This is a genomic window from Pseudomonas sp. OG7 (genome assembly GCF_014192825.1).
Lineage (GTDB): Bacteria > Pseudomonadota > Gammaproteobacteria > Pseudomonadales > Pseudomonadaceae > Aquipseudomonas > Aquipseudomonas monteilii.
The window spans coordinates 185,932-197,209 of sequence record NZ_JACHYK010000002.1; the positions used below are offsets into that span (position 1 = coordinate 185,932).

Below are 11,278 nucleotides of genomic sequence, written 5' to 3' on the forward strand. Positions count from 1 at the left end.
AGCCCCCCCCCCCCCCCCCCCCCCCCCCCCCCCCCCCCCCCCCCCCCCCCCCGCCCCCGCCCCCCCCCCCCCCCCCCCCCCCCCCCCCCCCCCCCCCCCCGACCCCCCCCGCCCACGCCCAGTCGTGGTCAGCCGCGCAGAAACCACTCACGAAGACCCTGCCATCGGTGCGTTCCTGGGTTTGCTGGAGGCTGATATCCGAGGCGCCCGCAACCTCACCACTTTGCCGGAAGACTTGGCGCAAACCATGCTCGCCAACGCAAACCAGTCTGTAAACCTGGACGAAGATATCGACGGTGAGGTCGCGATCTGATGCTGCGACATGGCTGGACACTGTTGTTCCAAGAAGGTGTGACTTTACAGCTACGCAAATTGCAAGAAGCCGCCGTCCGGGCCGAGCAGAACGACCCGCAAGGTTTTGAAAGCAACGCCAACGTCAAGCTGCTTCGGGCATTGAGCCATCTGATCATGGAGGCTGTGCCTGCCGACTCGGGCCGTGATGAGTTCCGCCAAGGCAACACGCTGGGCACCGCCTACCGACATTGGCGGCGGGCAAAAATCGGCAGGCGCTTTCGGCTGTTCTTTCGCTACGACTCAACATCCAAGGTCATCGTCTATGCATGGGTCAACGACGAAAATACCCTACGGTCCGCAGGCAGCAAATCCGATCCATACGCCGTATTCGAGAAGATGCTGGGCCGCGGCAACCCTCCTGATGACTGGGATGCGCTGACTGCTGCAACGCGTAGCGACTGGGACGAGTCCAAAGTACAAGCTGCGCGGCCGGGTGAGGGATTGCACGTTTGACACCGGCCCTCCCCTCGGTGCATCCACTGTAATCCAATGTTTCGCACTTCATCTTCTTGTCCGCCCGGCCCTCGGGCGTTGAGGCGCTCGGTCAGTAAGGCCTCAGTCTTCAAAACGTTACCGCCATGTTTTCAAGCAAACGTGTTCAGGCCAGCTGGATGTAAACCGAGTAGCTACCCAATAGCACCCAGAACACCAGAAAGATCCACGGCGTCCGTAGCGAGAACAGCAATGACTTTCGATGCCCTGCACGCGAGGTTTCCGCCTCGCAGAACAGCGGCGATTCGTCGTAAGCCAGCCCCATCAACGGCTCGCTGCGCAGCAAATGACTTTGTTTGAGCTGCCAGTGATCGATGATGTTGTACGCCGCGCGGATGCCAGGCCAGGCGTTGAGCGAGCTCAATACCCCGAGCAAGGCAAGGAACGCCGGTACGATCAGGGTGAACATCTCGCCCCATCCTTGATTGAGGTTTCCCATGGAGGAGACGAAGGCAATGACCAGAAACGACTGCGCCGCCAGGTAGGCGTCCGTGCGGTTGGCCAGGATGCTGGTTTCGTACTGGATCTCACGCCGGTAAAAATCCAGACGCTCCTTGGGAGAGCCGAACATCCTGGCATTGTGTTCGCTGATCTCGTGCTCAGGGGTCGTAGGGGTAATGATTCGAGGCACTCGGTACTCCTGGAATTGGGCTCCGGGCGCAGAGATGAGCCTGGAGCTGAATTCGGTAGAACAGGCGATGGGCCATGGAATTCAATTGGATTGATATCCCGCACCGCTCGTCGTACCAACCGCAGATTGAAACCAACACGCCGGGGCCAGGCCTTTCGAACCGGTATGAGCGTTCTCAACTGCAGGAGCTTCTACCATGCGAGACTTCCCCACCCCGCCCTTCCCTTCCCAGCCTCAAAATGTCCCTGGCTCACAGCGCAAGATGGAGCCCTACCCGGATTGTGGTGAGCAGTCGTATACCGGCCACAATCGACTCGAAGGCAAGATTGCACTCATCACCGGAGCAGACAGCGGCATCGGGCGGGCAGTAGCGATTGCCTACGCCCGTGAAGGAGCCGACGTCGCCATCGCTTATCTGGATGAGCATGACGACGCGCAAGAAACCGCGCGCTGGGTTGAGGCCGCAGGCCGTCAATGCCTGCTGTTGCCCGGAGACCTGGCGCATAAACAGCACTGCTATGACATTGTCGAAAAGACCGTCAGCCAGTTCGGGCGCATCGACATCCTGGTCAACAACGCGGCGTTCCAGATGGCCCACGAGACCCTGGAGGAAATCGACGATGATGAATGGGTGAAGACCTTCGATACCAACATCACCGCCATCTTCCGTATTTGCCAGGCGGCCCTGCCTTCCATGCCCAAGGGCAGCTCGATCATCAATACCAGCTCGGTCAATTCCGACGATCCATCCCCCAGCCTGCTGGCCTATGCCGCGACCAAAGGGGCCATTGCCAACTTCACTGCCGGCTTGGCTCAGTTGCTAGCCAAGAAAGGCATCAGGGTCAACAGCGTCGCGCCAGGCCCTATCTGGACGCCTTTGATTCCGGCCACCATGCCGGACGAAGCCGTCAAGAACTTCGGTTCCAGCTACCCGATGGGACGCCCCGGGCAACCGGTGGAGGTCGCGCCTATTTACGTGCTGCTGGGCTCCGACGAGGCCAGTTACATCAGTGGCTCACGTTACGCTGTGACTGGCGGCAAACCGATCCTCTAGCAAAAAGAGGCTCGCCATGCTGGCGAGCCTCACCCTCTTTTTTACGTGGCAGTTTCAGCGTTTGTGCTGATGGTGATCACGGGCCGTTTTTTGCGCTGTCGAGTCATGGGATGTTCCGGTGGATCCATCCGGACGATGAGCATCGTTGTCTCGCTCCTCTTCCCCATGCGGCCTGGTCTGTCCCGCTTCCTTTTGCCTATCGCTCTGTTTCATCAGCTTGCGCTCCTGTCCTTTGCCTTTGAACAAGGGAAGCCGAAGCGGGGGCAAAGTTCATGTCAGGTTCACTTCTCCAGATCGCCGGGCAATAGATGAGATGAACCAAACACACCAGGATCGCGTCCACCGCAAAACAAGCGAGTCGACTCTGGAATGGAAAACGACCCTGTACTGGCCGCCCTCGGCTATCTCAAAAACAACAAACTGGTTTTGAGCACAGCAGAATCGTGCACTGCGGGCTGCCTTGTGGCTTTGTTGGCGGCGATACCGGGTACCGGAGAGGTGTTGGAAAGCGGCTATGTCGTCTACTCACCCAGCGCCAAGAAACGCCTGCTGGGGGTGAGCGCCGAAACCATCGAGCGATACGGCCTGACCAGCGAAGCAGTAGCCTGGGAAATGGCCTTGGGCGCGTTGCGAGACAGCGATGCCAATGTGGTGATCGCCACCACCGGGGTAGCCGGGCCGGCGCCCGAGTCCGGAATACCACCGGGGACGATGTGCTTTGCTTGGGCTTTTGCCGGCGAACCCGTTGCCGTTTTCACGCGCACTCAACGTTTCTTCGGCGAGCGGTCTGAGGTCATGCGCCAAGGCGCCCTGTTCGGGCTGACCCGGCTTTCCCACTATCACCAGCGCTGGTTACGCGGCGAGCGCGCCTGAGGTCGGTGATCATCTCGGAAGATGAACGGGTATCCAGACGTCACCCTGTTCAAGAAGATATGCCGATGCAGCAGCGCGTCTGGCGCTTCGAGCGCGTGGGATGGTATGTGGATGGGCGATTTCTTCACCACCGGATGCGCCGGGCGCGCCTCACGGAGGACGATATCCTCGAGTCAGCACGAGACAGCCAAGGCATCGAAAAAATTGAGCAGGTGAAGTTCGCTATCGTCGAGCGCAATGGAAAGATTTCGATCATTCCTGCCGAGTAAGGCACGGCGCTTCTCACAGTAGAGTCGTGGCCCGTTCAACGTGCCAATATCGCCTGGCTATGGTCAATGGTAGGGATGGGCATGAGTTCTCGACGAGATACCAGCCAGGCCCTCATTCGCTCGGTATCGAAAATCTGACCCTCTTCCATCATCACCAGAATGAGCGCTTGAGACATACGATAACAGCCGCATTGAGAAACCAGCACCGGCATGCCTGTTCCGGTGCCCCCTCCCAGCCCATCATGGGCGGTGCGTGAGGGTGCTGACAGGCGCTCCGATCGGATGCCCACGCTGCTCAGTCATTGCTGCCTTCTTCCCTTTTGTTTCTCAGTCATTGCTTTTCCGTGGGTCTTGCATAATGTAAACAAATAAATATTTTTTGTTGAGATCTCTACATGCTTGATTGGTCGCTATTGATCCTTGGTTTGCCCACGGCGAAGGCTACCGAGCGAATGCGCGCCTGGAGAACCCTGAAGGCCTCGGGTGCCGCAGTTTTGCGGGATGGCGTATACCTGCTGCCTGAAAAAAGCGTGGGCCGTGAAGCGTTTCAAGCCGTGGAGCGAGATGTGCTGGCCATCATCTGGAGCGCAGGGAATACCAAGGTCGCCGATGGGCAACGCGAAAGCGCCCATGGGTAGACCGGTTGGCATGTGCCTGGCTGATCCGTCGTTTCATCGATCCCGACGCCCGATTCATTTGGCTGGCCAGTCCCGGTGACTGCCCAAGCGATGCGCTCGGCTTCGATTTTGATGGGGCCAGGTTCAGCCACGTTGGCCACCGTGTTTCCTTCGAAACCCTCATTGAGAGCTTTGCCGTTCAGCAACCAGGCTTGGCACGCCTGGCAGGTGTTATCCACTACCTGGATGTTGGGGGGTACCAACCTTCCGAAGCATCCGGTATCGAGCGTGTCCTCGCCGGATTGAGAGAGAGCATTGGCGATGACGATCAACTGACAATGGTCGCCGGAGGCATCTTTGATGGCCTGCTGACGGCTTTCGCAAGTGAGGAAGCCCAAAATGGTTGAGACGCGCCCCGCAGTGACTGAACAACCACCGCCGCAAGCAACTCAGCAGTCTATCAGTTCATATGAAGCCTTCCTGTTCTGGCTCAAGTTGGGCTTCATCAGCTTTGGCGGGCCTGCGGGACAGATCTCGATCATGCATCAAGAGCTTGTCGAGCGCCGGCGGTGGATCAGTGAGAAGCGATTCCTGCATGCACTGAACTACTGCATGTTGCTGCCCGGCCCCGAGGCTCAGCAGCTTGCCACGTATATTGGTTGGCTCATGCATCGCAGCTGCGGCGGGGTAATTGCCGGCGCATTGTTCGTGCTGCCTTCGCTGTTCATCCTGATCGGTTTGTCGTGGGTCTACATCGCCTTTGGCGAGGTACCGGTAGTCGCGGGGATCTTCTATGGCATCAAGCCGGCGGTCACGGCCATTGTCGTCCACGCCGCCCACCGGATTGGTTCACGGGCCTTGAAGAATGGCTGGCTGTGGGCCATGGCCGGCGCCTCGTTCGTAGCCATCTTCGCCTATAACGTGCCGTTCCCACTGATCGTGCTGATGGCCGCCATCATCGGCTATGTGGGTGGTCGCTTCGCTCCACGCAAGTTTGTCATTGGCGGCAATCATGCGGCCGCGAAGAACAGCTTTGGCCCGGCTGTGATCGATGACGACACGCCAACCCCCGAGCATGCCCGTTTCAGCTGGGGGCACCTGGTACGGTTGCTGCTGGTCGGTGCTGGCCTGTGGATACTGCCCATGGGGTTGCTGACGCTGTCATTTGGCTGGGACGGCACCCTGACGCAGATGGGCTGGTTCTTCACAAAGGCCGCACTGATGACTTTTGGCGGTGCATACGCGGTATTGCCCTATGTCTACCAAGGCGCTGTAGGGCACTACGGGTGGCTGACACCCACCCAGATGATCGATGGTCTCGCCTTGGGGGAAACCACACCGGGGCCACTGATCATGGTGGTTGCCTTCGTCGGCTTCGTCGGTGGCTACGTCTATCCGATGTTCGGGAGCGAACACCCATTCCTTGCTGGCGCTGTCGCGGCGAGCCTCGTCACCTGGTTCACCTTTTTGCCGTCTTTCTTGTTCATTCTCATCGGTGGACCGTTGGTAGAGTCGACCCACAACGCGATCAAATTTACCGCACCGCTGACGGGGATCACGGCCGCCGTAGTGGGCGTGATCCTGAACCTCGCCATGTTCTTCGGCTACCACGTGCTTTGGCCGAAAGGCTTTGGTGGAGCGCTTGACTGGCCTTGCGCGGCTATTGCAGCTGCAGCTGCGATCGCTTTGTTCCGCTTCAAGCGGGGCGTGATCGAAGTACTGTTCGCTTGCGCCCTGGCCGGCCTGGCAGTTCACCTGTTGCGGACATGAAACCACGCGCCTCACTGCCGATCTGCACCTGAACTTGAGAAGCGGGCGAGGCTCAGGAGTGCCTGCAGCCAGACAAGTGGCGTAGCAACCCCTCGATCGCGATCGCGCCTCACCCGGACAGCCGGCCTTTGTGCATCAGAACCTTCCGTCGCCCTGAGGGCACCCTTCGGTAAACGGCAGGCCGAACACAGGGTGAACAACCAGAGACGGAGTTTCACCATGAACGCAGAAAAAACGTACGCGTTGCTGCTCGCCATGTGTCTGGGTTGCGCGGCGCCACTTGCCCTGGCCGCCACAGACCTGAACGATCAACGTGCCCCGGGCATGCAACCGCACAGCAATGGGCACATGAACGGCCAAGGCGGTGCGACAGGCTCAGGAACACCAGCCGATGGCATGGGCACGGGTAATGGCGGTACCCATGACAATGGAACGGACAACACGGGAGGTGACGGTACCGACACTGACTCGGGCTCCGACGGGAACGGAGGGGACGGTAGCGGTGCAGGTCCGGCGAGTGGTAGCGGTGGCTCAACCGGTAGTGGATCAGGCGCAGGATCGGGCAGCTAGGTGGAATGGCCGAATGGCGGTGGATCTCCCGTTCATGGCCCGGCGTTTCAGTTTCGCCATTGATCAAGCAACTCACTCAGGAGTCAATGCCATGCCACGCGGTGACAAGGACAAGTATACGGACAAGCAGAAACGCAAGGCCGAGCACATCGAGCAATCGTACGAGGACAAGGGCGTGGGCAAGGACGAAGCCGAAGCGCGCGCCTGGGCCACCGTGAACAAACATTCCGGTGGCGGTGAAAAGCCGGGAGGCTCGGGGAGCAAGACGCCGTCGCGCGAGAAGAAGACCGCACGCACGGACTCAGCCAAACGCGCCGCCGAGTCTCGCCAGGGGCATTCACGCACCTCTCGCGCATCGCTGGAGTCGCAAAGCAAGGAAAGCCTTATGAAGGAGGCGCGCAGCAAAGATCTCAAAGGGCGTTCGACCATGAACAAGGCTCAATTGGTAGAAGCCCTGCATAAACTGGGGTGATGGGAAAATTTTGGCCCAGTGCAAGGCCCACTGCATTCTTGTGGCTTATCGGTTCACCTTCGAGCCTGTCGGCTTTTGCCAGGCTCCAGCTGCCAGACCGCTGCGCTACTGGTGGGTGCCGGCGCGACAAAGTAGAAACCTGGCGTGCGCAGTGGGACAAGACCGTGGCCAAGCACGCGCTGGTCAAGGCTGACCCGATCAACCCGCAACGCGTGGTCCATGAGCTGTCCCCTCGCCTGCCGGACCACGCCATCATTACCAGCGACTCCGGCTCCTGTGCCAACTGGTTCGCCCGCGACCTGCAGATTCGCCAGGATTTCAGCGTGGAATTGATTCGCCATGGCCGAGCCGGCGATACGGTCTGAATCAATCTGCTGACGGGGGCCTGACTGTCAAAATGCTGCACGGGGCATGATTGACGAGCCGTTCGGTAGTATCGCCGATCAGCTTGGCCCAGCGTCTGGGCTGCACCACGCCGACCACCACCACGCTGAAGGTTGTGAAGCTTGCTGCCCTGGCTCGGGCAGGCCAGGCTCAGTGGGGGTGTGGATGCCCAGTACGTGCAAGGAGGCACCTAACGCTTGAGCCAATGCCATGGCCCGATGCATCGCGGCACTTGATAAATATCAAGGCCATCAAGTCTCAGTGCGTCACCCTTGGCCTATACCGGTGGGCCTTCATCGAGGCTGCCATCGCCGTGGAGGCCATCATGAACGCTTACTCGCGACTGCTACTGATCTGCCATCCAGACCTACACCCCTCGCCTGCCCTGACGCGTGCTCAGGCGCTGGCCAGTACGACAGGCGCCACCTTGCACCTGGTGGTGCTCAGTCAACTGCCCTCACGCCTGCCCACACTGGACCAAGTGCTGCGCAGCAATGCCCGCAAGCAGGACGCCGAGCACCGCAAGGCTTGGCTCGCCGACCAGGTGAAGGCGCTGGGCGAACTGGGCATTACCGCCTACGCCGAAACACTGGACGATGAAGACCCGCTCACGGACTTGATCCGGCTGGCCCAACTGCACCGGGTGGAGATGGTGATCAAGGACATCAGGCACGAAACCGCCTTGAGCCGTGCCCTGCTCACCCCCTTGGACTGGCAGTTGCTGCGCCGTTGCCCGATCCCGATGCACCTGGTGGCCCAGGCTGAAACCAAGCTGCCAGCGCGCATACTTGTCGCCGTGGATCTTGTCGAGCACGACCCGGTGATCGACAAGCTCAACGACCACATCCTGCAATCGGCGCAGGCACTGGCACAGCGATGCAAGGCGCAACTGCATCTGCTGCAGGCCTATGAACCCAGCACCAGCTTCGTTGCCTATGCCGCCGCACCCGTGGCCTGGACTGACAAGCTGGTAGAGGAAATATCTGGTCGCGCGCGCGAGCGCATGGCGACGTTCGGCAGCCGCTACGGCATCAAGCCAGATCACCTGCACCTGGTGCGAGGCGCTGCCCGTAACGTGGTCAGCGACTACGCGAACAAGCATGGCTTCGATGTGGTGGTGATGGGTACGCTCTACCACGAGGGGGTGAGCAAGGTCGTTGGCAGTACTACAGAGCAAACCCTGTACAAGGTTCACTCCAGCATTCTGGCAATCCACGGTTGAACGATCACCCGCCTGGTTTCACGCCATCCAGTTTGTCCTTGTGGCTTTTCTGGTGTTTGTCCATTGGCGTACTCTCCATGCAGGGTACAGGGGGGCAGGCCTTGGCATGCTCTTACCTGCCGAGTGTCTGTCTGCTGGCTATGTTCGATTTGATAAACGTCAAACCGCACAGCCCCATGCAGCTTATGTTGCTATGAACGACCTCTGGAGCTCAGGGTATGAATGACACAACTCCGTTACTGTTCGCCCTGCGAGGCAGCCAGGCCTATGGGAATGCCGTGGCGCAACGCCTGGGCTGGACACTGTCAGCACATGAAGAGCGCGACTACGAGGACGGAGAACACAAATGCTGGCCTGGCGAGTCGGTCGACGGTCGATCGGTCATCGTCTTTCACTCGCTCTATGGCGACGCGCACCACAGCGCACACGACAAGCTGTGCCGGTTGCTGTTCTTCTGTGGTGCGCTCAAGGACGCCGGTGCCAGCCAGGTGACGGCTGTCACGCCTTACCTGTGTTATGGCCGCAAGGACCGCAAGGTGGAGTTTCAGGATGCGACCATCACCCGCCATGTAGCTTGCCTGATGGAAAGCTGCGGCGTCGACCGCGTGGTGGCGCTGGACGTACACAACCCCAGCGCCTTCGACAACGCCTACCGAATCCCGAGCTGGAACCTGCAATGCACCGAGCTATTCGCCCAACACCTAGCCCCCCTGCTCCGTGAGCAGACAGTCACGGTCGTGTCGCCGGATATCGGCGGCATCAAACGCGCCGAGCAGTTTCGCCAGGTTCTGGCGGACCTGCTGGGGCGCCCGGTATCTATGGCCATGATGGAAAAGCATCGCCAGCAGGCGGGCCTGACCGGCGAACATCTGGTGGGCGACGTGGCAGGCAGCACTGTCATCGTGTTCGACGACCTGATCAGCACGGGGCAGACGCTGCTGCGCGCAGCCCAGGCCTGCCGGCAGGCCGGAGCCACCCGCATGCTGGCCGCTGCCACCCATGGCCTGTTCACCACTGGTGGCGAGCTATTCGACAGCGGTGTATTCGAACGGGTACTGGTGGCCGACAGCATCGCGCCCTTTCGCCTGCCCGTGCGATGCCTGCAGCAGCTGGATATCGTCGATACCAGCGCGCTGGTCGCCGAGTTGCTTGCCAACCGCCGGGGCTGGGGCGCATAACCCCGACGCATGGCCCTACACCGCCAGGATATTGCAGGGTATCTGGTACAACACATGCTCCGTGGTGCTGCCGAACAGTCGGTCCAACCCCCGGGCAAGCGGCCTGCCCATGACGATCACGTCCACCGGGTGGGTTTCGACATACTCACTCAGCACCGCGACCGGGCGGCCCAGCAGGCAGTGCCTGCGTTCGGCCGGCGCACCGTAGCGGTCGGCCAGCGCCTTGAAATCGTCCTCCAGGTCGTGGCGCAAGGACTCGCCGACGTCGCCAATGGCCCAGGCGCCATATCCCATGTCGCCCATGTAGGCCATGGTCAGGTCACAGGCGAACAGCAGGTCCAGTTGCGCGCCAGTCTGCAAGGCCAGCGCATTGGCCTGCTGGATGATGCTGTTATTGCGCGCCTGGCCCTCAGGCGATGGATCGGCCACGTCCACCGCCGCGACGATCTGACGAGGCAAGGCCGGTCTGGCGGCGCCCAACAGGTAGACCGGGATCGGGCAATGGCGCAGCAACTGCCAGTCCAACGGGGTAAAGAAGGCCCGCTTGAGCGCCGGTTCGTGCTCGACCTGCTTGAGCAGTACATCTGGCTGCATCTCCAGGGCGTGTTCCAGAATATCCGCCTGCAGATCGCTGCTCCAGGCGACTTCCGTCGTCACTTGCACACCCGAGGCTCGCAGCACCTTGGTCTGGGCCTCGAGCTGGTCTTGCTGGGATTGCAGGTAAGCCTGCCGCTCGCTCTGAGTGTCACCTGTCTCCAGGAACCTGAGGTTGTCCAGCGACTCCAGCAAACCCACGATGTGCAGGCTGGCCGAACTTGACCTGGCCAGGGCGGCAGCCTGTTCCAAGGCACAGGACTGGCACAATGCCGGGCGCAGGATCAGCAACAGGCGTTGATAGTGGCTCATGGTAGCCTCCGATGATCAGTTCGCCCGATCACTCAGGGATTGGGGGTTGCATCAAAGGTGCTGGCTTTTCCGGGATATCGGTCATGGTTGCCTCGGTCAGCAGCAGGATGCTGGCGACCGAAACTGGTGCCATCACCCACCGCTTCACCAGTGCGCTCGGCCGCCTGGCGCAGCATCTGCGCGCCGAGGTTTTCCTCTGGATCCTGTAGATAGACGCGCTTGGCGATGGTCACGCCATCGTTGCAGACAGTCGGTTTACCCCAACTGCTTTGCATCAGTACCGATTTCGATTTGGGCCCTAGCGTAACGCGCACGGCATCGGCGAGCTGGGTGGCACCACTGAGGATTTTCTCCCGCGCTGCGGAGCGAAACAGGATTTTGCTGTGGGGCATGGTATTGCCTCCCGTTCAGGCCAGGGCAGAAAACAACTGTTGTCAGCATCCCGCCGCACCGTGTTGGGTGCTTGATTTTTATCAATCCTACAGG

10 protein-coding genes and 5 pseudogenes are annotated in these 11,278 nt (G+C 60.4%); 11 read left to right on the forward strand and 4 right to left on the reverse strand.

From position 1 onward, the window contains the following. Positions 1-121: 121 nt before the first annotated feature. Positions 122-313 (forward strand): annotated as a pseudogene (locus FHW75_RS05300) (AbrB family transcriptional regulator); the annotation flags it as partial. After that, entirely contained in the window at positions 313-807 is a 495-nt protein-coding gene (locus FHW75_RS05305) for a type II toxin-antitoxin system YhaV family toxin (protein ID WP_183673275.1), read from the forward strand. The pseudogene FHW75_RS05300 and the gene FHW75_RS05305, both read left to right, overlap by 1 nt. Positions 808-952: 145 nt before the next feature. Here FHW75_RS05305 and FHW75_RS05310 read toward each other — a convergent pair whose 3' ends face one another. Then, positions 953-1,477 (reverse strand): hypothetical protein, encoded by a 525-nt coding sequence (locus tag FHW75_RS05310; protein WP_016486361.1) that lies wholly within the window; start codon positions 1,475-1,477, stop codon positions 953-955. A 196-nt stretch (positions 1,478-1,673) separates the two neighbouring features. On the opposite strand from FHW75_RS05310, the gene FHW75_RS05315 reads away from it, so the two are divergent. From FHW75_RS05315 to FHW75_RS05345, 7 genes and pseudogenes are all read left to right on the forward strand, one after another. Continuing rightward, entirely contained in the window at positions 1,674-2,531 is an 858-nt protein-coding gene (locus tag FHW75_RS05315; RefSeq protein ID WP_019098270.1) for an SDR family oxidoreductase, read from the forward strand. A 369-nt stretch (positions 2,532-2,900) separates the two neighbouring features. Then, complete coding sequence (locus FHW75_RS05320) at positions 2,901-3,404, forward strand: CinA family protein (RefSeq protein ID WP_027608979.1); 504 nt, start codon at positions 2,901-2,903, stop codon at positions 3,402-3,404. A 110-nt stretch (positions 3,405-3,514) separates the two neighbouring features. Continuing rightward, positions 3,515-3,673, forward strand: a pseudogene (locus tag FHW75_RS05325) (YetF domain-containing protein); the annotation flags it as partial. A 395-nt stretch (positions 3,674-4,068) separates the two neighbouring features. Next, positions 4,069-4,697: pseudogene (locus tag FHW75_RS05330) on the forward strand (chromate resistance protein ChrB domain-containing protein). Further along, complete coding sequence (gene chrA / locus FHW75_RS05335; protein WP_183673277.1) at positions 4,690-6,060, forward strand: chromate efflux transporter; 1,371 nt, start codon at positions 4,690-4,692, stop codon at positions 6,058-6,060. The pseudogene FHW75_RS05330 and the gene chrA overlap by 8 nt, the downstream one beginning before the upstream one ends. A gap of 661 nt (positions 6,061-6,721) precedes the next feature. After that, positions 6,722-7,102, forward strand: coding sequence for a hypothetical protein (locus FHW75_RS05340; protein WP_019098264.1), 381 nt, complete (start codon positions 6,722-6,724; stop codon positions 7,100-7,102). A 122-nt stretch (positions 7,103-7,224) separates the two neighbouring features. After that, positions 7,225-7,434, forward strand: a pseudogene (locus tag FHW75_RS05345) (thiamine pyrophosphate-requiring protein); the annotation flags it as partial. Positions 7,435-7,468: 34 nt separating this feature from the next. Here FHW75_RS05345 and FHW75_RS26970 read toward each other — a convergent pair. Further along, a complete protein-coding gene (locus tag FHW75_RS26970; RefSeq protein WP_371104868.1) occupies positions 7,469-7,591 on the reverse strand; it encodes a universal stress protein in 123 nt (40 codons plus the stop codon). Between the two features lie 127 nt (positions 7,592-7,718). Here FHW75_RS26970 and FHW75_RS05350 point away from each other — a divergent pair, with 127 nt between their 5' ends. After that, positions 7,719-8,708: a universal stress protein gene (locus FHW75_RS05350; protein ID WP_027608982.1), complete on the forward strand. Its 990-nt coding sequence runs from the start codon at positions 7,719-7,721 to the stop codon at positions 8,706-8,708. A gap of 218 nt (positions 8,709-8,926) precedes the next feature. Beyond that, positions 8,927-9,886: a ribose-phosphate pyrophosphokinase gene (locus tag FHW75_RS05355; protein WP_183673279.1), complete on the forward strand. Its 960-nt coding sequence runs from the start codon at positions 8,927-8,929 to the stop codon at positions 9,884-9,886. A gap of 15 nt (positions 9,887-9,901) precedes the next feature. Here FHW75_RS05355 and FHW75_RS05360 read toward each other — a convergent pair whose 3' ends face one another. Then, on the reverse strand, positions 9,902-10,792 hold the full coding sequence (locus tag FHW75_RS05360) for a universal stress protein (RefSeq protein ID WP_161989877.1): 891 nt from the start codon (positions 10,790-10,792) through the stop codon (positions 9,902-9,904). Positions 10,793-10,914: 122 nt separating this feature from the next. Next, positions 10,915-11,184: pseudogene (locus FHW75_RS05365) on the reverse strand (TCP-1/cpn60 chaperonin family protein); the annotation flags it as partial. Positions 11,185-11,278 lie beyond the last annotated feature (94 nt).